24 protein-coding genes are annotated in these 21,752 nt (G+C 63.5%); 12 read left to right on the top strand and 12 right to left on the bottom strand.

Annotated elements, in window-relative coordinates:
* Positions 1–90 precede the first annotated feature (90 nt).
* Both CDQ91_RS04490 and CDQ91_RS04485 read left to right on the top strand, forming a co-directional pair.
* Entirely contained in the window at positions 91–387 is a 297-nt protein-coding gene (locus tag CDQ91_RS04490) for an integration host factor subunit alpha (RefSeq protein ID WP_088471531.1), read from the top strand.
* A gap of 14 nt (positions 388–401) precedes the next feature.
* On the top strand, positions 402–830 hold the full coding sequence (locus tag CDQ91_RS04485) for a MerR family transcriptional regulator (RefSeq protein WP_088471530.1): 429 nt from the start codon (positions 402–404) through the stop codon (positions 828–830).
* Between the two features lie 133 nt (positions 831–963).
* Here CDQ91_RS04485 and CDQ91_RS04480 read toward each other — a convergent pair whose 3' ends face one another.
* The 3 genes from CDQ91_RS04480 to CDQ91_RS04470 all read right to left on the bottom strand — a co-directional run bounded on the left by CDQ91_RS04480 (position 964) and on the right by CDQ91_RS04470 (position 4,867).
* Positions 964–1,509 carry a SixA phosphatase family protein gene (locus tag CDQ91_RS04480; RefSeq protein WP_088471529.1) on the bottom strand — a complete coding sequence of 182 codons (546 nt, stop codon included), beginning with the start codon at positions 1,507–1,509 and terminating at the stop codon, positions 964–966.
* 56 nt (positions 1,510–1,565) lie between these two features.
* The gene (locus CDQ91_RS04475; RefSeq protein ID WP_088471905.1) at positions 1,566–4,295 is read right to left on the bottom strand and encodes an ATP-dependent DNA helicase; all 2,730 of its coding nucleotides are present in this window, start codon (positions 4,293–4,295) and stop codon (positions 1,566–1,568) included.
* Between the two features lie 203 nt (positions 4,296–4,498).
* The gene (locus tag CDQ91_RS04470) at positions 4,499–4,867 is read right to left on the bottom strand and encodes a PilZ domain-containing protein (RefSeq protein WP_088471528.1); all 369 of its coding nucleotides are present in this window, start codon (positions 4,865–4,867) and stop codon (positions 4,499–4,501) included.
* A 156-nt stretch (positions 4,868–5,023) separates the two neighbouring features.
* Between CDQ91_RS04470 and CDQ91_RS04465 the strand changes: the two genes are divergently transcribed.
* The 3 genes from CDQ91_RS04465 (at position 5,024) to CDQ91_RS04455 (ending at position 8,405) form a co-directional block, all read left to right on the top strand.
* Positions 5,024–6,139, top strand: a complete 1,116-nt coding sequence (locus CDQ91_RS04465) for a hypothetical protein (protein WP_144036684.1) — start codon at positions 5,024–5,026, stop codon at positions 6,137–6,139.
* A 179-nt stretch (positions 6,140–6,318) separates the two neighbouring features.
* A complete protein-coding gene (locus tag CDQ91_RS04460; RefSeq protein WP_174688466.1) occupies positions 6,319–7,920 on the top strand; it encodes a lysine--tRNA ligase in 1,602 nt (533 codons plus the stop codon).
* Entirely contained in the window at positions 7,917–8,405 is a 489-nt protein-coding gene (locus CDQ91_RS04455; protein WP_088471526.1) for an asparaginase domain-containing protein, read from the top strand. The genes CDQ91_RS04460 and CDQ91_RS04455 overlap by 4 nt, the downstream gene beginning before the upstream one ends.
* Before the next feature lie 10 nt (positions 8,406–8,415).
* Here CDQ91_RS04455 and CDQ91_RS04450 read toward each other — a convergent pair whose 3' ends face one another.
* The 4 genes from CDQ91_RS04450 to CDQ91_RS04435 form a co-directional block, all read right to left on the bottom strand.
* Positions 8,416–9,447 (bottom strand): fatty acid desaturase family protein, encoded by a 1,032-nt coding sequence (locus CDQ91_RS04450; protein WP_088471525.1) that lies wholly within the window; start codon positions 9,445–9,447, stop codon positions 8,416–8,418.
* Between the two features lie 151 nt (positions 9,448–9,598).
* A complete protein-coding gene (locus CDQ91_RS04445) occupies positions 9,599–10,522 on the bottom strand; it encodes an RcnB family protein (RefSeq protein ID WP_237245817.1) in 924 nt (307 codons plus the stop codon).
* Positions 10,523–10,655: 133 nt separating this feature from the next.
* On the bottom strand, positions 10,656–11,201 hold the full coding sequence (locus tag CDQ91_RS04440; RefSeq protein ID WP_088471524.1) for a (2Fe-2S)-binding protein: 546 nt from the start codon (positions 11,199–11,201) through the stop codon (positions 10,656–10,658).
* 27 nt (positions 11,202–11,228) lie between these two features.
* Complete coding sequence (locus tag CDQ91_RS04435; protein ID WP_088471523.1) at positions 11,229–11,996, bottom strand: class II aldolase/adducin family protein; 768 nt, start codon at positions 11,994–11,996, stop codon at positions 11,229–11,231.
* A 282-nt stretch (positions 11,997–12,278) separates the two neighbouring features.
* Between CDQ91_RS04435 and rpsU the strand changes: the two genes are divergently transcribed.
* Both rpsU and CDQ91_RS04425 read left to right on the top strand, forming a co-directional pair.
* The gene (gene rpsU, locus CDQ91_RS04430) at positions 12,279–12,485 is read left to right on the top strand and encodes a 30S ribosomal protein S21 (protein WP_003047635.1); all 207 of its coding nucleotides are present in this window, start codon (positions 12,279–12,281) and stop codon (positions 12,483–12,485) included.
* 169 nt (positions 12,486–12,654) lie between these two features.
* On the top strand, positions 12,655–13,182 hold the full coding sequence (locus CDQ91_RS04425; RefSeq protein ID WP_088471522.1) for an FKBP-type peptidyl-prolyl cis-trans isomerase: 528 nt from the start codon (positions 12,655–12,657) through the stop codon (positions 13,180–13,182).
* Between the two features lie 64 nt (positions 13,183–13,246).
* On the opposite strand, the gene CDQ91_RS04420 is transcribed toward CDQ91_RS04425, so the two are convergent.
* From CDQ91_RS04420 to pyrE, 5 genes are all read right to left on the bottom strand, one after another.
* Positions 13,247–14,317 carry an AI-2E family transporter gene (locus CDQ91_RS04420; protein WP_088471521.1) on the bottom strand — a complete coding sequence of 357 codons (1,071 nt, stop codon included), beginning with the start codon at positions 14,315–14,317 and terminating at the stop codon, positions 13,247–13,249.
* 11 nt (positions 14,318–14,328) lie between these two features.
* Entirely contained in the window at positions 14,329–15,177 is an 849-nt protein-coding gene (lepB, locus tag CDQ91_RS04415; RefSeq protein WP_088471902.1) for a signal peptidase I, read from the bottom strand.
* Between the two features lie 6 nt (positions 15,178–15,183).
* Positions 15,184–15,585, bottom strand: a complete 402-nt coding sequence (gene acpS, locus CDQ91_RS04410) for a holo-ACP synthase (RefSeq protein ID WP_088471520.1) — start codon at positions 15,583–15,585, stop codon at positions 15,184–15,186.
* 109 nt (positions 15,586–15,694) lie between these two features.
* Complete coding sequence (locus tag CDQ91_RS04405) at positions 15,695–16,444, bottom strand: pyridoxine 5'-phosphate synthase (protein WP_088471519.1); 750 nt, start codon at positions 16,442–16,444, stop codon at positions 15,695–15,697.
* Positions 16,441–17,028, bottom strand: a complete 588-nt coding sequence (gene pyrE / locus CDQ91_RS04400) for an orotate phosphoribosyltransferase (protein WP_088471518.1) — start codon at positions 17,026–17,028, stop codon at positions 16,441–16,443. The genes CDQ91_RS04405 and pyrE overlap by 4 nt, the downstream gene beginning before the upstream one ends.
* Positions 17,029–17,260: 232 nt before the next feature.
* On the opposite strand from pyrE, the gene coxB reads away from it, so the two are divergent.
* From coxB to CDQ91_RS04380, 5 genes are read left to right on the top strand one after another with little or no spacing between them, the layout of a single operon-like run.
* Positions 17,261–18,325: a cytochrome c oxidase subunit II gene (gene coxB, locus CDQ91_RS04395; protein WP_088471517.1), complete on the top strand. Its 1,065-nt coding sequence runs from the start codon at positions 17,261–17,263 to the stop codon at positions 18,323–18,325.
* Between the two features lie 15 nt (positions 18,326–18,340).
* Positions 18,341–20,005: a cytochrome c oxidase subunit I gene (gene ctaD / locus CDQ91_RS04390; protein WP_088471516.1), complete on the top strand. Its 1,665-nt coding sequence runs from the start codon at positions 18,341–18,343 to the stop codon at positions 20,003–20,005.
* Between the two features lie 58 nt (positions 20,006–20,063).
* Positions 20,064–20,975: a heme o synthase gene (locus tag CDQ91_RS04385; RefSeq protein WP_088471515.1), complete on the top strand. Its 912-nt coding sequence runs from the start codon at positions 20,064–20,066 to the stop codon at positions 20,973–20,975.
* Entirely contained in the window at positions 20,972–21,121 is a 150-nt protein-coding gene (locus CDQ91_RS21440) for a hypothetical protein (protein ID WP_164499229.1), read from the top strand. Before CDQ91_RS04385 ends, CDQ91_RS21440 begins: the two co-directional genes overlap by 4 nt.
* Positions 21,118–21,678, top strand: a complete 561-nt coding sequence (locus tag CDQ91_RS04380; protein ID WP_088471514.1) for a cytochrome c oxidase assembly protein — start codon at positions 21,118–21,120, stop codon at positions 21,676–21,678. Before CDQ91_RS21440 ends, CDQ91_RS04380 begins: the two co-directional genes overlap by 4 nt.
* Positions 21,679–21,752: the final 74 nt, after the last annotated feature.

Genomic DNA, 21,752 nt, shown 5'->3' with positions numbered 1-21,752 from the left:
TCGCTTTTGTTACAAGGTGCTTCGGGACTCGCGAAGGTGGGGGCCTTCCTGATCCCGAATATGCATTCGCTTCAGTAGGGGGAAGGGAAGATGATGGCAGCAGGGACACTCACCCGCGCCGATATTTCGGCACGCATCAACCAGCAGATTGGTCTGTCGCGCAATGAGTCGGCGCATATCGTCGAATCGATTTTGAATCATATGTCAGACGCGCTTGCGGACGGGCAGAATGTGAAGATCTCGGGCTTTGGCACCTTCGTCCTGCGCGACAAGGCACAGCGCATCGGCCGCAATCCCAAGACCGGCATCGAAGTGCCGATCCTGCCGCGACGGGTCATGACCTTTCGCGCCAGCCAGACGATGCGCGCCCGCGTCGCGGGTAAATAATATGGGGTGCCGCCATGTCTGACTTTGACGATTCGGGCGATGGCGGCCCCAACGACAGCGGCAAAGCCGTCGGCGCGATGCTCGCGATCGGTGAACTGGCGACGCGCATCGGCGTTCCGACGCATGTGCTGCGCTATTGGGAAACGCGCTTTCCGCAATTAAAGCCGCTCCAGCGCTCGGGGCGCCGCCGCTATTACCGCGCGGAAGATGTCGCGCTGGCCGAACGTATCCACCATTTGCTGCATGTGCAGGGCTTTACCGTCGATGGCGCGCGCAAGGCGCTGTCGGGTCCGGGCGCCACCGGGCCCGTTGCCGCATCCATCGCCGCTGAAACGCGCTCGCCGTCGTTAGAGAGCGCCGCGCCGGTGCAGAGGATTTCGGGGGTTCCGGTCGAGGCGCTGGTCGCGCTGCGCCGCAGGCTTGCGGCCGCGCTGGGCGCTTAGTCAGCTTATTCTCATCGTCATTGCGAGGAGCGTAGCGACGCGGCAATCTCCCGCTGTCGATTTTGCGCAAGGCTGATGGCTGGAGATTGCTTCGCTTCGCTCGCAATGACGATTTAAAGCGAAGTGATCACGTTCAGTCGATCGCTGGCGACAGGGCCGGGTCAAGGTCGCGCGGGCGGATGAATTGGGTGAAGCGTGCGATTCCGGTATCGAGCGCATGCCAGTCGTCGATATCGAGCTCAAGCCGCGCCAGCGCCGACGTCGGCAGTTTCTGGTCCACCTTGGCGCGCAATTCGTCGTCGGCCGATTCGGGAACGAGCATCAGGATCAGATCCTCCAGCCCCGGATTATGTCCCGAGATCAGAAGGTGCGTCGCGTCGCGGCCGCCCTCGCGAATGACGTCGATCAATGTCGCTGCTGAGGCGAGATAGATACGCCTGTCCCAATGGGGTTCAAGATGGTCGAGATCGGCGGCGGGCTGGAAGATGTCGAGCGTCTGGGTCACGCGCACTGCGGGCGATGCCAGGATATGATCGACCGGCAATTTCTGCCGCTTCAGCCATTGGCCGACCAGTTCGGCGCCGCGCTGGCCGCGCACATTGATCGGACGGTCGAAATCGCGCTCTACGGCGGCGTCCCAGCCCGATTTGGCATGGCGCAGGATCGTCAAACTCTTCAAAATCTCTCCCCGCGCCGCAGCGCACTTCCCTCGTTGCGCCGCCTTGTGCCGCAAACTCATGACGGTGAAAAGGCGGCAAAGGCGCTTTTTCTCCGTTCGACGTTCGCGGCGGCGACATGGTTCACCACTTCGTCGAGCGGCAGGCGGCGGATCGGCGTGCCTTCGGGAAAAGCGCTGAGCAATCGCGACGGGAAAGACGAGGACAGCATCACGAACTGCCCGAAATCATCGGCGCGGCGGATCAGGCGGCCAAAGGCCTGACCTATGCGGCCGCGAATGACCATATCGTCATAGGCGCTGCCGCCCTGCGCCGCGCGCCGCGCCGCGTGGAGGATCGTCGGCCGCGGCCAGGGCACGCCCTCCATCACCACGAGCCGCAGCGATTCGCCGGGCACATCGACCCCGTCGCGCAGCGCGTCGGTGCCGAGCAGCGAGGCGTGCGGATCGGCGCGAAAAATATCGACGAGCGTTCCGGTGTCGAGCGGATCGACATGCTGCGCATAGAGCGGCAGCCCGGCGCGCGCGAGCCGGTCGGCGACGCGCGCATGGACGATGCGCAGCCGCCGGATCGCGCTGAACAGCCCCAGCGCGCCGCCGCCCGACGCCTCGATCAGGCGGCTGTATGCGCCGGCGAGTGCGGGCAGATCGCCGCGCGCGATATCGGTGACGATCAGCACTTCCGACTGGCGGGCATAGTCGAAGGGACTGGGAACCGCGAAATGGCGGACGCTGCCGTCCAGATGGCGCGCGCCGGTGCGGATATCGGCGTCGGCCCAGCCACCATGACCATGGCCGCCGTTGCGGAGCGTCGCCGAGGTGACGAGCACGCCCTGCGCCGGGCGATAGACCGCCTCGGCGATTGGCCGTGCGGGATCGAGCCAGTGGCGATGCAGTCCGCAATCGAACTCGCGTCCGTCATAGCGGTCGACCGCGAGCCAGTCGACGAAATCGGGGTTGGCGGGGCCGCCCACGCGCCCGAGCAGCGACAACCAGCCACCGAGCGTGTCGATCCGGGTGTTCAGGCTGTGCCGCGCGCCGTCGATGCGCGCGCGCGCCTGTCCGTCGAGCCAGTCGGGCGGGTCGTCGATCAACGCCTCGAGCCGCTTGCCGAGCGCCAGCAGGGGGCGCAGCAGCGCATCGAGCGCGTCGCTCGCGCTTGCGGCGGCGTCGACCAGCCCTGCATCGGGATCGGCAAGCTCGGTTTCGATGCCATAGCCGGCGTCGGCGGTCTTGGTTTCGACCGCGCGGGCGAAGGTCATCGCGCGCACGGCGGCGAGCAGCCGTTCGACCGCGCCCAACGGATCATTTTCGGTCAAGCGGCCGAGCCAGCCGTCGCCGGGCAGCTCTGCCGCGGCGGTGATCGCGGCCTGAATTGCGCGGTCGCCGGCTTCGTCATAGCTGGCGAGATCGGCGAGGCGTGCCGCGAGCCCGCGCCGTCGCCCGCGCGACTTGCCCTCGGGACCCAGCACCCAGCGACGGATTTCGACTGCTTCCTGTCCGGTGAGCGCGGCGGCGAACATCGAATCGGCGGCGTCCCACAGATGATGGCCTTCGTCGAAGATCAGCCGCGTCGCGGGCGCGCCGCCGTCGCGCGGCCGCGCCGCCTGCACCATCGTCAGCGCATGGTTGGCGATCACAATCTCGGCCTGCGTCGCGGCGCGTGCCGAGCGTTCGATGAAGCATTTGCGGAAATGCGGGCAACCGGCATAGATGCACTCGCCGCGCCGGTCGGTCAGCGCGGTGGTGCCGTTGCGGCGGAACAGCGCGGGCAGCCAGCCGGGCAGGTCGCCGCCGATCATGTCGCCGTCGCGGCTATAGGTCGCCCAGCGCGCGACCAGCTGCGCGAGGATCGCGGCGCGGCCCGAAAAGCCGCCCTGCAACGCATCCTCGAGGTTCAGCAGGCAGAGGTAATTTTCGCGGCCCTTACGCACCACCACCTTTTCGCGGTGGGTCGCGGCGTCGGGATAGAGTTTCTCGGTCTCGCGCGACAATTGGCGTTGCAGCGCCTTGGTGAAGGTCGAAATGCAGATGCTGCCCGCCGACTGGTCGATCCATTGCTTCGCGGGGGCGAGATAGCCCAATGTCTTGCCGATCCCGGTTCCGGCTTCGGCGACCAGCATCTGCGGCGCATCCTTGCGCTCGCGCGGTTCGAAGATCGTGGTGACGGCGCGGGCATAATCCTGTTGTCCCGGGCGGCGTTCGGCGCCGTCGCCGGTCAGCCGGTCGAGCCGTGCGGTCACATCGTCGGGATTGATCGTCACCTGTCGCGGCGGCAGGCGCGCCGGTCCTTCCTCCCATTCGGGCAGGCGCGCGAACAGCCAGCGGTCGGCCTGATCTGGCGCGGCAAGGCGCGGCTGGACCAGCGCCGCCCACGGCCAGCGCTGGCGGGCGAGCGCCTGGAGGCCGTGCCATGCACCCTCGCGCTCGGGCCAGTCAGGATCGGCGAGGCTGGCGAGCATCGCGGCGGCGGCCTCCGGCAGGAAGGCGGCAATATCTTCCTCTGCCTTGGGTGGTTCGAGCCCGATCGCGGCGGCGATTCCCGCCGGGGTCGGCACCGCGAAACGCGCGGGATAGAGGAAGGCAAAGAGTTCGAGCAGGTCGAGCCCCGACAATTCGGGATAGCCGAGCCGGTCGCCGGCCAGCGTCGCGCCGAGCAGCAGGTGCGGGGTGGCCGCGACCGCAGCGATCGCCTCACCGCGCCCGACGCGCTGCACGCGGCCGTCGGGGCTGGCGATCCAGATACCGACGTGACTCGCATGGATCGCGGGCAGGGGAGGGAGAGCGATGGGCGACACCGCGCCAAACTAGGGACAAAGCGCGAACGCGGCAAGCGCGAGGTGTGACGTTGATCCTCCCTGTCGCGAAGCGATGGGGAGGGGGACCGCCGCGAAGCGGTGGTGGAGGGGCCGTGGCGTCATAGCCCCTCCGTCAGCCGCCTAGGGCGACTGCCACCTCCCCATGCCTGCGGCACATGGAGAATTGTTTCGTTTCAGCTCAGTCCGCGGCGTCCAAAACCCGAAGGGCGGTTGCTCAGGAAAATCCGCGCCGGGTCGAGCATCGCCGCACCGCGTGCGCGTTCGAGCGCGTTGAACAACGGCCCATGGGTCAGCTCATAGGGAAAACGCACCCCCATGCGATCAAACTCGGACCACATGACGACCGCATAAACCACCGCGCCGCCATAATGGATTTCGCAGCGCGATCGTGCGGGCAGGCTGACCCCGTCGATCCGTGCGCCGCCTTCGGACAGGTCGGTGATCCGGCCGTCGACATGGTTGAGCACGCCGTTGACGGTGATCTCGATCGAGACGGCGGTGCGCTTGTGGCCACGGGGCTGCGGGGTGCGATGGGTCATCATGCGCCGATCTTAGGCGCAACATGGTAAATTTCGGGTAACTATGACCTTCCGCTCATTCTCCCGTCGATCGTCACCGGGAAGGATTCGGGCTATATTTCTGATGGCTAATGGTCAGTATAAGCGCCAATCCGGGAAAGAAATATGCGGGTAAAGATCATGCAATTCAGGACATGGGCGATCGCGGCGACCGCGCTGGGCCTCGCGCCCGTTGGGAACCTTGCGGCGCATGCCCAAGAGGGGTCGCGCCCGGAAGTCGCCCATAAAGCCGCGCGCGCGTTGGTCGGCAATACGCTCGTCTACGCCAAGCCCGGCCAGCCCGGCGCGGAGATCGGCGTTTTTCTCTACCTCGACGGCACCGGACGGGCGATAACGCGCGGACCCGATGGTGCCAGCGAACCGCGCGCCATCCGATGGGCCAATCTGTCGGATGGAAAATTCTGTATCACCGATCTTGGGCGCCAGCCTTGGGACGGAGATTGCGGAATACTCTCGGTCGACGGTGCCAGCGCGACGCTGGCCCCCCCGAGCGGACCGGAATGGTCCGGCAGGGTTTTAGAAGGCGATGCATGGAGGCTCGATCCGGCGACGCTTTCAGGGGAGAGGCTCACCGGGAGAGCGGCCATTGATGCGCTGGTCGGCAATACGCTCGTCTTCATTCCCGAGGGTGGCGGCCGGGAATATCGGGCGCATTATTTCATGCCGGGCGGAACGGCTCGACGGGCGCATAATGATCAGCCCTATTTCGATCATTGGGTGCTTCAGGCCGATGAAAAATGGTCGATCCGCGGGCGCGATGATCAATTGTGCCTGAGCGGAGGGCAGTGGAAGGGAAGCTTCTGCGCCGCCGTTGCGATCGCGGGTGATCTCGTGACCCTGCGTGACGACAGAATCGGCCCCCTGCATGCCCGGTTTTTGAAGGGGGACGCCCGCCACCTCTCGCCCGCAGCCGGGGCGGAGACCCGGAAGATGGCCGACGCGTTGATCGGCAATACAATGTTGTTGAAGGCCGCCGACCGACAGGCCGAAACCGATAGCGTCGTCTATTTTCTGCGCGACGGCTCCGGTCTGGCGAAATGGGGCGATGGGGCGCCGACGTCGATCAAATGGCTGGTGCAGACCGACGGCAAGCTGTGCGTCGCCGAGCAGTGGCGCGATTTTCGCGATCAGGACTGTGCCAGCCTGTCGATCGACGGCGACGCGGTGACGCTGGCGGCGCCGGACCGCCCTGCGATTCCCGGCCAACTCCTGAAAGGCAATGCGCTGAAACCATGAACTGCGCGGGGGCGCCAAAGGCTGGGGGAATGCGGCCTTTCCTACATTGTCCCGCCGTGCTTCATTCGACCCATGTTGCCGACCGGTGCCTTCTGGCGCCGGGAGGCGAATCGCGAATGAAGTTGCGCAGATTTCCGCGCTTCTTCCCATCCTGCTTTCTTCCCGCTATGGGCGCTTTCATGACTGATATGCATCTTGATCCCGCCCTGCGCGCATCCGCGCAAACCTCCAAGGCCTGGCCGTTCGAGGAAGCGCGCAAGGTGCTGAAACGCTATCCCGACGGCAAGCCCGGCGGCGAGGCCGTGATTTTCGAAACCGGCTATGGTCCCTCGGGCCTGCCGCATATCGGCACCTTCAACGAAGTGTTGCGCACGACGATGGTCCGACGCGCCTATGAGGCGATCACCGGCGGTGCGCCGACGCGGCTGGTTGCATTCAGCGACGATATGGACGGGCTGCGCAAGGTTCCCGACAATATTCCGAACGGCGACATGCTGCGCGCGCATCTCGGCAAGCCGCTGACCGACATTCCCGATCCGTTCGGAAAGTATGAAAGTTTCGCACATCATAACAACGCAATGCTGCGCGAATTTCTCGACCGTTTTGGCTTTGAATATGAATTTGTCAGCTCGACCGATCGTTACAAGTCGGGTGCGTTCGATGATGCGCTGAAGAATGTCCTGCGCCACAATCAGGATATTCTCGACATCATGCTGCCGACGCTGCGCGCCGAACGCGCCGCGACCTATTCGCCGATCCTGCCGGTCAGCCCCAAGTCGGGGATTGTGCTGCAGGTGCCAATCACCGTCGTCGATGCCGAGGCGGGACTCGTGTCGTTCGAGGATGAGGGCGAGACGATCACCCATTCGATCCTCGGCGGCGGCGCCAAGCTGCAGTGGAAGGTCGACTGGGCGATGCGCTGGGTCGCGCTCGGCGTCGATTATGAAATGTACGGCAAGGATCTGACCGACAGCGGCGTCCAGTCGGGCAAGATCGCCAAGGCGCTCGGCGGCCGCAAGCCCGAAGGGCTGATCTACGAAATGTTCCTCGACGAAAAGGGCGAGAAGATTTCGAAGTCGAAGGGCAATGGCCTCAGTCTCGAGCAATGGCTCGACTATGGCAGCGAGGAAAGCCTCGCCTTCTTCGCCTATCGCGAGCCCAAGGCGGCGAAGCAGCTTCACATCGGGGTGATCCCGAAGGCGGTCGATGAATATCTCCAGATGCGCGGCAATTATCCGGCACAGGACGGCGACAAGAAGCTCGGCAATCCGGTGCATCACGTCCATGTCGCGCGCGGCGAGCCGGTGCCCGTGAAGGAACTGCCGGTGACCTTCGGCCTGCTGCTGAACCTCGTCGGGGTGATGGGCGCCGACGCGTCGAAGGACCAGATCTGGCGTTACCTCGGCCAATATGTCGAAGGGGCCGACGCGGCGACCTATCCCGAGCTCGACGGGCTGATCGACAATGCGATGGCGTATAACCGCGACTATGTCGCGCCGACGCTGAACCGCCGCAAGCCGCAGGGCGGCGAGGGCGCGGCCTTGCAGGAACTCGACGCCAGGCTGGCGGCGCTTCCCGCCGATGCGGGCGCCGATGATATCCAGAACATCGTGTATGAGATTGGCAAGAACGAGGCCTATGGCTTTGAAAATCTGCGCGACTGGTTCAAGGCACTGTACGAAACCCTGCTCGGATCGAGCGCGGGGCCGCGCATGGGCAGCTTCATCGCGCTGTTCGGGATCGACAACACGCGGCGGCTGATTGCCGAGGCTTTGGCGTGACCGACGCGATCGAAATCTTCACCACCGGCGGGACGATCGACAAGGTTTATTTCGACGCGCTTAGCGAATTCCAGATCGGCCCCGCGGCGATTCCCGACATGCTGCGCGAGCATAATGTCCATGTTCCGCACCGCGTCACCCAGTTGATGCGCAAGGACAGTCTTGAGCTCGACGACGCCGACCGTGAGCTCATTCGCGTTGCGGTCGCGGCAAGCGAGGCGACGCGTATTCTCGTCACCCACGGCACCGACACGATGCCCGTCACCGGTCGCGTACTTGCGGGCATAGAGGGCAAGACGATCGTGATGACGGGGGCGATGCAGCCCGCGTCGGTCCGCGCGAGCGATGCCGAATTCAACGTTGGCTTCGCGCTCGCGGCGGTGCAGACGCTGCCGCCCGGGGTCTATATCGCGATGAACGGGTTGATCTTTGACCCCGCAAAGACGGTCAAGGACCGCGCCGGGCAGCGTTTCGTTCAGGAGTAGGGCAGGCGGCTCAGCCTTTTGCGGTGACCTGCCGCAGCACTGCCACGTAATTCGGCGCGATCGTCATCGCGTCATGCCGACCGGCGCGGCCGAGTGCGGCATGGACCTCTGGCAACCGATAGCAGGGGACACCCATGAACAGATGATGTTCGGAGTGATAATTGACCCAATAGGGTGCAACCGTCGCCCGCGCCAGCCAGCCGGCGTGTGTGGTCCGTGCGTGAGTGAAGGGATCCTGGCTACCCGTCGTCGTGCACGCATGCTCGGCGATATTGCGGACGCGCAGGTAAAGCTGAAAGGTCGTCGCGAGCCCCGCCAGCCAGAGAAGATAGGGCGTCCAGCCATAGAGGGCGAGCGAAGCCGCGAGCAATATCGCCTGAACGACAAGGAAACGGCCGACCGCGCGGGCCACCGCCATCGCCCCCGCGACGTCGACCGTCGGTGAGGTCATGCCGTCGTCGGATTGTTTGTTGAACGGGGTCCCTGCCTTGGTGCTGGCGCCGCTCTTCACTGGCTGCTCGCCGCGGAGCATCGCTTTCACGCCGACCAGCGCATATCCGAACTGCGCCACGCGCTGTTTGAAGAAGGTCTGGCCAGTCATATCGCGCAGTACCTTGCGCCACAGGCTGGCACGCGTGGTGGGGAAGGGTCTCGACAGTGCGAGGTCGGGGTCTTCGGGCTGCTGGGTAAATTTGTGATGCTGCAAATGATAGGTGCGATAGGCGATGAGATCGGATCCGACCGCGGCACCCGTCATCCACTGGCCGAGGAAATTGTTGATTTTCCGGTTCGGATGCAGCGCGCCGTGCGCGGCATCGTGCATCAGGATCGCAAGGCCGAGCTGACGCCCGCCGACGAAAATCACCGCGAGCAGCCATGCGATGGGGTTCTGCGACCAGGCGGCAAGGCCGACGAGGGCGATGCTGACGATCCACGCGTGGGCGACCAGCCATGGGCCACGCCAGCGCGACGCGGTGGTGATCGCAGACCATTGGGCGCGGTCGAAAAACTGGGTGGGCGGCAAGAGGCGAACAGCAGGCATGTCAACGCTATAACAAGTTGCTAAGCGAAACGGAATAGCGCCCGTTTCGGCCCGGGGGCCGGGCCATCAATTGCCGGATATTTCTCCATTACATAAAAAGAGGGGCCGGCGAACCGACCCCTCAGTTTGTCTTCGGGTAACCGAAAGGATATTACCAGAAGAAGTCGTAAAGAACGTCGACCACTTCGCCCGAATAGGTATCGACCAGAAGCGCGTCGTCATAATAGCGGATCCAGCGATAGCCCCCATAAGCGGGCGGCAGGCGATAATGACCAGGGTCGTTGATCCAGTAGCGCTGGCCATAGAAGAGCGAACCCAGGGTGAAGCCGATGCTGAACCGCGTGTAATTATGGTTCCGGTAGGGCGAATAATATCGCGGCATCCGGTAATAATTGCGATTCGACTGGCGATAGCTGCGCCAGTCATAGCGCCGGTCGCTGCGCCAATCGCGGTTCCAGCGATTGCCCCGGTCATTGTCGCGATAGCGCCGGTCGTTATAGCGATCGCGATCGCGGTTGCGATCGGTGCGCCGGTCGACACGGTTGTTATCGTTGCGGTCCCAGCGGCGGTCGATCTGACCGTCGCGGTTGCGGTCGGTTCGCCGGTCGACCTGACCGTCGCGGTTGCGGTCCCACTGACGGCCGGTGCGGTCGTCGCGGTTGCGATCGGTTCGCCGGTCGACCTGACCATCGCGGTTGCGATCATAGGTGCCGCGCTGGCGATCGCTCTGCTGCGTCTGGCGCGGTTGGTCATTATTGCGCTGCTGTTGCCATTGCTGGCGCTGTGCCTGCCGCTGCTGATCATTGCCGCGCTGTTGCCACTGCTGCTGGCGCGCTTCGCCGCGTTGCTGGCGCTCGACTTGCGGCCGCTGGCCCTGCTCACGGTCGGGGCGGGTCTGACCGCCGCCATTGCCGACACGGCGCACTTCGGGGCCGCGTGGCCCACGGTCGCCTCGATCTCCACGGTCGCCGCGCTGCGCAATCTGGACCCGTTCGCCCGAGGCCTGCGCGGCCGCCGGGGCGATGGGGGTCAGGATCGTTGCAGCGATCAGCAAACCTCCGAACATCTTCTTCATCTCGCCATTCTCCAACCCATTTCCCGATCGCTGAAGGCACCAGCCGGGATGATGAAGTGATTCTTACGCCTCGCAAGATGATCGACGGCTGACCGGGCCGTTGCCTGCGGTTCAGCTAGATGAACGGGGCTGTTCAGTTTCTGCGGGCCGGGCGCAGCGCTGGCACTGCGCGCGCGGCATCGGCCGGGCGGATGCCCGGCGGCGGGGCGGCGGCGATCCGTTCTTCGCCGCGTATCACGCGTCCGGCGAGGCGGATCGCGGTGCGGATGCGCAGATAGGTGCCGCATCGGCAAATGTTGGTCATCGCCGCGTCAATCTCTGCGTCGCTGGGATTGCTGTTCGTCCGCAGCAGCGCGGCGGCGGCCATGATCATCCCCGACTGGCAGAAGCCGCATTGCGGCACCTGTTCGGCCACCCACGCCTGCTGCACCGGATGGCTGCGGTCGCGCGCCAGCCCCTCGATCGTCGTGACGAAGCGGCCCTCGCATTCGGCGATCGTGACCATGCAGCTGCGGATCGCCTCGCCGTCGATATCGACGGTGCAGGCGCCGCATTCACCGGTGCCGCAGCCATATTTGGTGCCCGTCAGGTTCGACGCATCGCGCAGCGCCCACAGCAGGGGCGTTTCGGGCTCCATGCGATATTCGACCGGACGGTCGTTGACAGAGAATCGCGTCATGCGGGCCGGTTTAGCCGTCTGGCCGGATTAGTCACGCCAGCTTGTGTCGATCTTGTCGACCTTGCGCACCATCGCGTCGAATTCGGCCTTGCCCGACTGGCGGCCGGGAATCTGCGCCATATAGAGGTCGCGCTGGTGGACCTTGACGACATCGTCGCTGATCAGGATCGGCTTACCCATGCTCATTGTCGCGAGCTGGATTTCGCACGCGCGCTGGAGCGCCCAATATTTTATGAAGGCGTCGGACAGCGACTTGCCCATCACGACGGGGCCGTGGTTGCGCAGCATCAGGATGCGCTTGTCGCCGAGATGCTCGACGAGTCGCGTGCCTTCTTCCTCGCGCACCGTAATGCCTTCGAAATCATGATAGGCGAGCTGGCCCATGAAATTGCAGGCGTAGAAGTTCGTCGGCTGCAATCCGCCTTCGAGCCCGCACACCGCCATCGTCGCGGTGGTGTGCGTGTGGATGATCGCATGTGCGTCGGGCAGGACGCGGTGGAACAGGCTGTGCTGGACGAAGCCCGCCTTGTTGACATGCCAGGGATTATCCTCGTCCAGCTTGTTGCCGTCGATGTCGATCTTGATCAGGCTGGAGGCGGTGACTTCGCTAAAATGCATACCATAGGGGTTGATCAGGAAAGCGCCTTCCTGATCGTCCAGCTTCACCGTGATATGGTTGAAGATCATCTCGTCCCAGCCCATCATCGCAAAGATGCGATAGCAGGCGGCAAGCTCCTGTCGCGCCGTCCATTCGGCTTCGCTATATTTGCTGTTGCGTTTCAGCTGGGTCGCCATGGTCAATCCTCTCTTGCCGATTATGTCGGTTTCGTCCTGCTACCTATGCCATAGGGTACAGGGGCGGCACAATCCCGCAGCGGGGAAGCGGGGCTTGCGGCGGTCCGGGCGCGGTTCACCGCGCGGGGGCTTGCATTTGAGCGCGAATCTCTCTAGTTGGCGCTTCATCCGAACGTCGCTGGCTTGCGGCGCTCTTTTTATTGCCCGAATATAGGCGATTCATGATGCACCGGTCTTTCCCGGAACCATGGAGCGTCCGACGAACAGGAGACGACACGGCGTATGCAGATCATCGTTCGCGACAATAATGTCGACCAGGCCCTTCGCGCGCTCAAGAAGAAGCTGCAGCGTGAGGGTGTGTATCGCGAAATGAAGCTGCGCCGTCATTACGAGAAGCCCAGCGAAAAGCGCGCGCGTGAGCGCGCTGCAGCTGTCCGCCGCGCCCGCAAGATGGAGCGCAAGCGGATGGAACGCGACGGGATCAAGTAGAACCCGTCGATCCATTCGGGATCCAGTTCGTGAAAAGGGCGCTGCGGCAACGCGGCGCCCTTTTTCGTTATGCGCGCGCGTATATTGCCACTGGACCGCTCTGCGCCGCTCCGCCTATAGGCTTGCCCGTGTTTTCGCCCTCTGACGGGGCAGGGAAGGATCAGCGACGATGAGTGTGACGACGGTTCCATTGCGCCCGGTGGGCAAGGGCGGTTTGTGGCTGCTGTGGATCGGCCTTGTGGCGCTGCTCGCTGCGGGCGCGGCCTTCGCCTATTACAGCACCCCGCGCATCAGCTTCGAGGTTGTAAAGGCCGGCACCGGTCCCAGTCCGACGATCGCTGACGTGGTGCTGGTGAAATATGAAGGCAAGCTCGACGACGGTACCGTTTTCGATGCCAATGAACAGGCGCCGATGCAGGTTGCCCAGGTTGTTCCCGGCTTTTCCGAAGCGCTGACCCGCATGCAAAAGGGCGGCAAGTATAAGATCAGCATTCCGGCGAAGCTGGGCTATGGCAACCGCGAAGCCGGGCCGATCCCGGCGAACAGCACGCTGCATTTCGATGTCGAATTGCTCGATTTCCGTTCGGAAGCCGAAGTGCGCCAGATGCAGCAGATGATGCAGCAACAGCAGCAGCAGATGCAGGGCGGCGCTCCGGGCGGTCCTGCAGGTCCGCCTCCGGGCGCGCCGCAGCCGTAATCGGCGCGGTCAGGGATATGCCAAAAAGCGGCGGTGGGCTGGATCAGCCCGCCGCCGTTTTCCTTTATTCGGGCTGCGTTTCCGCGTTGCGCTCGGCCTCGCGCTCCAGCGCAACTTTGATCATCGCGACGATCGGGTCGGCAAGAAACAGCCCCATCAGTCCGAGCAGCGCGCCGAACAATATCTGAGCGCCGAGGACGAGAGCCGGGGCGAGGTCGACCGTCTTCTTCGCGACCATCGGCACGATCAGATAGCCGTCGACCGTCTGGACGACGAAATAGATAGCGATGGCATAGAGACCGGTGTCCATCCCTGCCGAAAAGCCGACGAGGACGAGCAGCACGCCCGACACGATCGCGCCGATATTGGGAATGAACGCGAGCAGGCCGGTGAGGAGCCCCATCAGCGCCGCCATCGGAATCCCTACTGCAAGACAGGCGAGCCATGTTCCGATGCCTTCAACGAGCATGCCGAGCAGGCGTCCCGCCATCAGCCGGCGCAGCGTGAAGCCCATGCGCGCGGTGGTGATGTAGAAGTTCTCGCGGCTCTTCATCGGCAGCATCCACGCGACGCCGCGCTCGTACAGCCGCGGTTCGATCGCGATGAAGATGCCAAGCACGACAATCATCACCAGGCTGGTCAGGCCGCCGAGGACCGAACCCACCGCCGCCGTGACGCGTCCGAAGGTACCGGCGAGATTGTCGGTGATGGTCTTCGTATCGAGCTGGAAATTGCCCATGCCGTGTGCGCTCGCCCAAGCGGCGATGCGTTCGACCTGGACCATGATGACCTGTTGCAAGGTCGCGGCCTGATCGGCGATTTGCGACCCCGCAAACATAACCGTCCATGCCATGAAGGCGACGAGCGTCAGGCAGACGATCGCGAGGCGCCAGCCGCGCGCTATGGGCAGCACGCGACCGAGCAGGCGCGTGCCGCCGTCGAGCATCGAGGCCATCACGATGCCGGCAAAGATCAACAGGATCGGCTGGACGAGGATGATGCAGGCGCCGATCAACAGCGCCATGCCCAGCCAGACGCTGGCCTTGAGCAGTTCGGTGCGGACCAGGTGACTCTGGATTTCAGTGGGGCCGGGGGCTTCGGCGCGTGCTTCTGTTTTTCCTTCGCTTTGCGCCATGCCATTACTCCCTAATTTATATTGGCCTGACGCTCGGGACGCAGGTCGGTTCCCGCACGGCCCGACCGCAATGCCTGGAACCAGCTCAGCGGATTATACCATTTGGCGGTGCCATCGGTCGAAAAGCTGATGATTTCAGCGCGGCCCGCGATCGCGTCAAACGGTACGGCGCCGCCTAGGCCCTTGGCCTCGAGGGGCGCGCGACTATCGGCGCTGCCGTCGCGGTTATCGCCCATCAGGAACAGATGATCCGCCGGGACTTTATAGGGGCCATAATCGTCGAGTTGGCTCGCGCCGAGGTCGATGGTGTCGAAGGTAGCGCCACCGGGGAGGGTTTCACGGACGATCGGGACTTCGAGTACGGGCTGGCCGTCGGCGCCGGGCACGACGTTGCGCGACAGGCTGCCGTCGCCCGACGGCGTGTTGGCGTCGACGGGGATCGACAGCATCGGCTGAACTTCGCGCTTCACCGGTTTGCCGTTGATCGACAGCGCCCCCGCCTTGACCTCGATGGTGTCGCCCGGAAGGCCGATAACGCGCTTGATATAATCTTCGCGCGTGACCGGATGTTCGAGCACCACGATGTCGCCGCGTTCGGGCAGCTTGCCGAACAGTCGGCCCGCGAACTTGGGTGCGAGGTGGAAGCTCACCGAGGCATAGGACCAGCCATAGGGATATTTGCTGACGATCAGCCGGTCGCCCGACAGCAGCACCGGCATCATCGAATCGGACGGGATATAGAAAGGCTTGGCGATGAAGCTGTGGATGCCGAGAACGAGCAGCAGTATGACCGCGATATCGCGGATCGTCTTGCCCCAGCTTTCGTCCTTCGCCTTATCCGTCGCTGCCTTCTTCGCCATGCTCATTCAGTCCTTGATTGCTTCGATGATGACAAAGGCCTGCGCCCAGGGATGGTCGTCGGTCAGTGTCAGATGGATATGCGCGCTGTGGCCGGGCGGGATCATCTGGGCCAGCCGGTCAGCAGCGCCGCCGGTCAGCGCCAGCGTCGGTGCGCCCGATGGTGCGTTGACGACGCCAATGTCTTTCATGAACACGCCGCGCTTGAATCCGGTGCCGACGGCCTTCGAAAAAGCCTCCTTCGCTGCGAAGCGCTTGGCGTAGGTTCCGGCGCGGGTGAAGGGGCGGCGCGCCGCCTTGGCGCGCTCGACATCGGTGAAGACGCGATTTTCGAAGCGCTGGCCGAAGCGATCGAGCGAGGCCTGGATACGTTCTATATTACAAAGGTCGGAACCCAGGCCGATGATCAAGACATCACTCCAATTTCGTCATTGCGAGGAGCCGAAGGCGACGCGGCAATCCAGGGGCGGCATTGTGCCGCTCTGGATTGCTTCGCTTCGCTCGCAATGACGAAATGGGTCATGCGGCGCCGCGCGCCTCGTCCATCAGCAGGCGCATCCGGCGCACCGCATCCTCCAGCCCGGTAAAGATTGCCTCGCCGATCAGATAATGGCCGATGTTGAGTTCGGCGAGCTGCGGGATCGCCGCGACCGGGACGACATTGTCATAAGTCAGGCCGTGCCCGGCGTGCGGCTCAATGCCATTTTTCCACGCGAGCGCGGCTGCGTCGGCAAGGCGGCGCAGTTCCGCCGCGCGTTCCTCGCCTTCGACATGCGCATAGCGGCCGGTGTGGAATTCGACGACGGGCGCACGCAAACGCATCGCCGCCTCGATCTGCCGTGCGTCGGGCTCGATGAACAGGCTGACGCGAATGCCGGCGTCATTCAGTCGCGCGACGATCGGGGCGAGGTGGTTGTGCTGGCCCGCCGCATCAAGCCCGCCCTCGGTCGTGCGCTCTTCGCGCTTTTCGGGGACGATGCACGCCGCGTGCGGATTGTGGCGCAGCGCGATCTCGACCATTTCGTCGGTCGCCGCCATTTCAAGGTTGAGCGGCAGATCGGTCGCGGCCTGGATGCGCGCAAGGTCGTCGTCGCGAATATGGCGCCGGTCTTCGCGCAGATGCGCGGTGATGCCGTCGCCGCCGACCGACGCGACGATTTCTGCCGCACGCACGGGGTCGGGGTGCTCGCCGCCGCGCGCGTTGCGGATCGTCGCCACATGATCGATGTTGACGCCGAGCCGCAGCCGGGCGGGGCGGGGCGGGGTCAAGCTGCCGGGCTCCGGCTGCCGGGCTTGATCGCCGGCGTCGCTGCCAGGGCTTCAGGAAGCTGATCTTCGGCATAGGTCGGGAAATTGATCGCGACGAGCGGATAGAAGGGAACGCCCAGATCGACGCTGCCCGCCGAGCGGTCGACCAGCGCGGCTTCGGCCAGCACTTCGCCGCCCGCCGCGCGCACCGCTTCCATCGCTTCGCGCGACGACAGACCGGTGGTGACGACGTCCTCGACCATCAGGACTTTGCTGCCGGGTGCGATCGCAAAGCCGCGGCGCAGTTCGAAGGTGCCGGTGGGGCGCTCGACGAAGATTGCGGGCTTGCCGAGCGCGCGGCCCATCTCATGCCCTATGATAATGCCGCCCATTGCCGGCGAGACGACCACGTCGATGGCCTGTTTCAGGTCGCGCGGCAGCTTGGCGGCGAGCGCGACGGCGAGACGCCCCGCGCGTTCGGTGTCCATCAGAACGCGCGCGCATTGCAGATAATATTCACTGTGGCGTCCGGAAGAGAGCAGGAAGTGCCCCTGTAGCAGCGCGTCGGCGGCGCGGAATTCGGCCAGGATTTCATCGTCGGTCATCGGGAGTGCGTTCTTTATATATAGAGCGTCGCTCTTGATGGGCGACGGGGTTTTGGCGGCGCAGATTTGCTGACCGCAAAATAGTGTTAGAGATGCTTGAGGCAAGCGGCAAGCGGGTCTATAGCGCCCGCGAGTTTCAGCCCCTCTGCCGGCTGCCCCGACCCGTGTCGGTGGTTGGCACGGACGGGCTGAGCCAACGAAAGAACAACAGGCAACGGGCGGCACTATCCTTATGAAGAGCTTGAAAACCCTTGTAATTGCGGCAGCTTTGTCGCTTGGCGCCGTCGGTGCGGCCCATGCGCAAGCACCTGCTACGGCTCCGGTCGAAGCGCCCGTCGCAACGGCAACCGCGAATCCGGCGCCCGTCGCGCCCGCAGCGGCCACAACTGCGGCGACTCCGGCCAAAGCTGATGCGGCAGTGCCCGCCGGCGACGCGACCTATGTCCCAATGAAGCCCACTGCGGGTGTCGGCCAGCCGGTCGATGCAGGAATTAATTTCCAGCCGCAGGTGACGCCGATCGGTCAGCAGGCGTATGAGTTTAATCATTATATCCTGCTGCCGGTGATCACCGTGATCACGCTCCTCGTGCTCGGCTTGATGCTCTGGGCGATGGCACGCTACCGCGCCAAGGCGAACCCGGTTCCGTCGAAGACGACCCACAACACCTTCATCGAGATTATCTGGACCGCTATTCCGGTTCTGATCCTCGCGGTGGTCGCGGTCCCGTCGATCAAGCTGCTCGCCGCGCAATATGCGCCGCCGTCGAAGGATGCGCTGACGATCAAGGTCACGGGCTACCAATGGTATTGGGGCTATGCCTATCCTGACCAGGGCATCGGCGAATATGTGTCGAAGATCCTTCCCGAAGATAAGGCCAAGGCCGCTGGCGAACCCTATCATCTCGCCGTTGACAATCGCATGGTCGTCCCCGTTGGTCGTCAGGTGAAATTGATCATCACCGGGGCCGACGTGATCCACAGCTTTGCGGTTCCTGCTTTCTGGACCAAGATGGACGCCGTTCCCGGCCGTGCCAACGAAACGACGTTCACCGCGACCAAGGTTGGCGTCTATTATGGCCAGTGTTCGGAACTGTGCGGCGTCGATCATGGCTATATGCCGATCGCGGTAGAAGTGCTGCCGGTCGATAAGTGGGAAGCCTGGGTGCGCTCGAAGGGCGGCAATCCTTCGGGTGAAACTGCGGCGGCGCCTGCCGCTGTCGCGCCGACGCCTGCTGCCGCCACGACCGAAGCAGCCCCGGCTGCGGCTCCCGCCGCCGCTCCGGCCGCCAAGAATTAATAAGGGGTCCGACAGATGACCGATATTGCAGCGACTGCACCCGCACATGGTCACGACCATGCGCATGACGACCATGATACGCCGAGCTTTTTCGTCCGCTGGTTCATGTCCACGAACCACAAGGACATCGGCACCCTCTATCTGATCTTCGCGATCATTGCCGGTATCGTCGGCGGTGTGATCTCTGGGATGATGCGCCTCGAGCTGGCGCATCCCGGCGTTCAGTATCTGACCGGCTGGGCCCAATTCTTTGACGCAGGCGCGGGCGAAGTTCAGGGCAAGCATTTCTGGAACGTCATGATCACCGCCCACGGTCTGATCATGGTCTTCTTCATGGTCATGCCCGCGATGATCGGCGGCTTCGGCAACTGGTTCGTGCCGCTGATGATCGGCGCGCCCGACATGGCCTTCCCGCGCATGAACAACGTTTCCTTCTGGCTCACTGCGGTTGCGTTCGTGATGCTGGTCGGTTCGATGTTCGTCCCTGGCGGTAGCGGCCTTGGTGCCGGCACCGGCTGGACGGTCTACGCACCGCTGTCTACCAGCGGCTCGGTTGGGCCCGCTGTCGACATGGCGATTTTCTCGCTCCACCTTGCAGGCGCGGCGTCGATCCTTGGTGCGATCAACTTCATCACCACCATCTTCAACATGCGCGCGCCGGGCATGACCCTGCACAAAATGCCGTTGTTCGTGTGGTCGGTGCTCGTCACCGCCTTCCTTCTGCTGCTCGCGCTGCCGGTTCTTGCGGCCGCAATCACCATGCTGCTGACCGACCGTAACTTCGGCACGACCTTCTATGATGCCACGGGCGGCGGCGATCCGGTGCTTTACCAGCATCTCTTCTGGTTCTTCGGTCACCCCGAAGTCTACATCATGATCCTGCCCGGATTTGGCATCGTCAGCCAGATCATCTCGACCTTCAGCCGCAAGCCGGTGTTCGGTTATCTCGGCATGGCCTATGCCATGGTCGCGATCGGCGCCGTCGGCTTCATCGTGTGGGCCCACCACATGTTCACGGTCGGCATGAGCGTGAACCTCAAGATGTACTTCACCGCCGCGACGATGGTCATCGCAGTCCCGACGGGCATCAAGATCTTCAGCTGGATCGCCACCATGTGGGGCGGTTCGATGAGCTTCAAGACCCCGATGGTCTGGGCGCTCGGCTTCATCTTCATGTTCACCGTGGGCGGCGTCACCGGCGTCGTACTCGCCAATGGCGGCGTCGATACCGCGCTGCACGACACCTATTATGTCGTCGCGCACTTTCACTATGTGCTTTCGCTGGGCGCGGTCTTCTCGCTCTTCGCCGGCTTCTATTACTGGTTCCCGAAGATGTCGGGCCGGATGTACAACGAGTTCCTCGGGCAGTTGCACTTCTGGATCTTCTTCATCGGCGTGAACGTCCTGTTCTTCCCCCAGCACTTCCTGGGTCAGCAGGGCATGCCGCGTCGCTACCCCGACTATCCCGAAGCCTATGCCTTCTGGCACCTGATCTCGTCCTATGGCTATGTGATCATGGCGGTCGGCGTGCTGATCTTCTTCGTGAACATCCTCTACTCGCTGGTTGCCGGTAAGAAGGCCGCCGACAATCCGTGGGGCGAAGGCGCGACGACGCTCGAATGGACGCTGTCGAGCCCGCCGCCGTTCCATCAGTTCAACGAACTGCCGCGTATCGCCTGATCGGTTTCGCCCCCTGCCAATTCTGGCAGGGGGCGTTTCCTACCAGGCTGGAGTTATCATGGCGCAGAGCCTGACCCATGCCGAAACGGCGCTTCCCGCCGATTGGCGCGACCTGTTCGCGCTGACCAAGCCGCGCGTCATGTCGCTGGTGGTGTTCACTGCCTTGTGCGGTCTGCTCGCAGCGCCGGGACACGTCCATCCGATTCTCGCATTCTCTTCGGTTCTGGCGATTGCGCTGGGCGCAGGGGCGTCGGGCGCGCTCAACCAATGGTATGAGGCGGGAATCGACGCGAAGATGAAGCGGACGGCCAATCGGCCGCTACCCGCCGGGCGGCTCGATCCGCAGACGGCTTTGCAATTCGGCGTCGGATTGGCCGCCTTTTCGGTCTTTCTGATGCTTTTTGCATCGAACTGGCAGGCGGCGTTGCTGCTGGCCGCTTCGATTCTTTTCTATGTTTTCATCTATACGATGTGGCTGAAGCCGCGCACGCCGCAGAATATTGTCATCGGCGGCGCCGCCGGTGCGTTCCCGCCGCTGATCGGTTGGGTCGCGGCGACGGGAGGCATTGCGCCGTTGCCGGTGCTGCTCTTCCTGTTGATCTTCCTGTGGACCCCCCCGCATTTCTGGGCGCTCGCACTGTTCGTGAAGTCAGATTATGCCGCTGCGGGCATCCCGATGATGCCCGTCGTTGCCGGCGAGAAATCGACGCGCCGCCAGATTCTCCTTTATGCGGTGATCATGGCGGCGGCGGCGATCGTGCCCTGGCCGCTCGGTTACACCGGGGCGCTTTATGGCTGGACCGCTGTATTACTCTCGGCACTGTTCGTATTGCTGTCGATCCAGGTCGGTACGCGGACGACGGGCGAGGGCGATCTGATGCGCCCTGAAAAGCGCCTCTTTGCCTATTCGATCGCTTATCTTTTCATTTTGTTCGGCGCAGTCGTCGCCGACCATTGGTGGCCACTATGACCCAGGAACCGAATCAAGAGCCGTTCGACGAGGCGGAATATCGCCGTCGCCAGCGCAGTCGCGCCAATATGATGGCGTGGATGCTCGGCGCGCTCGCGATCCTTTTCTTTTTGATCACCATCGCAAAGATGCAGATTTTCCAATGAAGATTGAACTCTCCCCCAATGCAAAGACGGCGAGCCTCGCTTCGGCGATGGCGCTGGCGATGGTCGGGGTCGGCTTTGCCGCAGTGCCGCTTTACGATCTGTTCTGCCGTGTAACGGGCTTTGGCGGCACGACGCAGCGTTATGATCCGGTCGCGGCCGCCGCCGAGCCCGAGATTCTGAATCAAACGATGTCGGTGCGGTTCGACGCGAATGTGTCGCCAAAATTGCCATGGAAATTCTATCCCGAGCATCCCCGCGATACGGTGAGCATCGGCGCGCGCGACATGGCGATCTTTATCGCTGAAAATAATTCGGCGCATCCGGTAGTCGGGACCGCGAGCTTCAATGTCACGCCGACTCAGGCGGGAAAATATTTTACCAAGATACAATGCTTCTGCTTCACCGAACAACGGTTGGAGCCAGGGCAGCAAATGCGCATGCCGGTGTTGTTCTTTGTCGATCCCAAGATCATGGACGACCCCGATGCGCGCGACGTTCAGGAAATCACCCTCAGCTACACCTTCCACCCTGTAGACGAGGGTAAAAAGGCGAGCTAAGGCCGCGATCAAGAGTCTAATCAAAGGACCGGCGAGCGATGGGGAATCGCGATGCTGGGGCTGCAAAACGGGAA

Origin of the sequence: Sphingopyxis witflariensis, from assembly GCF_002205635.1 — a bacterium.
GTDB lineage: Bacteria > Pseudomonadota > Alphaproteobacteria > Sphingomonadales > Sphingomonadaceae > Sphingopyxis > Sphingopyxis witflariensis.
The sequence above is the reverse complement of the archived record's forward strand: the minus strand, read 5'-3'. Positions and strand labels throughout refer to the sequence as shown.

Coding starts and splice junctions, on each gene's coding strand:
- CDQ91_RS04490 (WP_088471531.1), top strand. CDS start 91: ATGATGGCAGCAGGGACACTCACCCGCGCCGATATTTCGGCACGCATC.
- CDQ91_RS04485 (WP_088471530.1), top strand. CDS start 402: ATGTCTGACTTTGACGATTCGGGCGATGGCGGCCCCAACGACAGCGGC.
- CDQ91_RS04470 (WP_088471528.1), bottom strand. CDS start 4,867: ATGATGACCCATCGCACCCCGCAGCCCCGTGGCCACAAGCGCACCGCC.
- CDQ91_RS04465 (WP_144036684.1), top strand. CDS start 5,024: ATGCAATTCAGGACATGGGCGATCGCGGCGACCGCGCTGGGCCTCGCG.
- CDQ91_RS04460 (WP_174688466.1), top strand. CDS start 6,319: ATGACTGATATGCATCTTGATCCCGCCCTGCGCGCATCCGCGCAAACC.
- CDQ91_RS04450 (WP_088471525.1), bottom strand. CDS start 9,447: ATGCCTGCTGTTCGCCTCTTGCCGCCCACCCAGTTTTTCGACCGCGCC.
- CDQ91_RS04445 (WP_237245817.1), bottom strand. CDS start 10,522: ATGAAGAAGATGTTCGGAGGTTTGCTGATCGCTGCAACGATCCTGACC.
- CDQ91_RS04440 (WP_088471524.1), bottom strand. CDS start 11,201: ATGACGCGATTCTCTGTCAACGACCGTCCGGTCGAATATCGCATGGAG.
- CDQ91_RS04435 (WP_088471523.1), bottom strand. CDS start 11,996: ATGGCGACCCAGCTGAAACGCAACAGCAAATATAGCGAAGCCGAATGG.
- rpsU (WP_003047635.1), top strand. CDS start 12,279: ATGCAGATCATCGTTCGCGACAATAATGTCGACCAGGCCCTTCGCGCG.
- CDQ91_RS04425 (WP_088471522.1), top strand. CDS start 12,655: ATGAGTGTGACGACGGTTCCATTGCGCCCGGTGGGCAAGGGCGGTTTG.
- CDQ91_RS04420 (WP_088471521.1), bottom strand. CDS start 14,317: ATGGCGCAAAGCGAAGGAAAAACAGAAGCACGCGCCGAAGCCCCCGGC.
- lepB (WP_088471902.1), bottom strand. CDS start 15,177: ATGGCGAAGAAGGCAGCGACGGATAAGGCGAAGGACGAAAGCTGGGGC.
- pyrE (WP_088471518.1), bottom strand. CDS start 17,028: ATGACCGACGATGAAATCCTGGCCGAATTCCGCGCCGCCGACGCGCTG.
- coxB (WP_088471517.1), top strand. CDS start 17,261: ATGAAGAGCTTGAAAACCCTTGTAATTGCGGCAGCTTTGTCGCTTGGC.
- ctaD (WP_088471516.1), top strand. CDS start 18,341: ATGACCGATATTGCAGCGACTGCACCCGCACATGGTCACGACCATGCG.
- CDQ91_RS04385 (WP_088471515.1), top strand. CDS start 20,064: ATGGCGCAGAGCCTGACCCATGCCGAAACGGCGCTTCCCGCCGATTGG.
- CDQ91_RS21440 (WP_164499229.1), top strand. CDS start 20,972: ATGACCCAGGAACCGAATCAAGAGCCGTTCGACGAGGCGGAATATCGC.
- CDQ91_RS04380 (WP_088471514.1), top strand. CDS start 21,118: ATGAAGATTGAACTCTCCCCCAATGCAAAGACGGCGAGCCTCGCTTCG.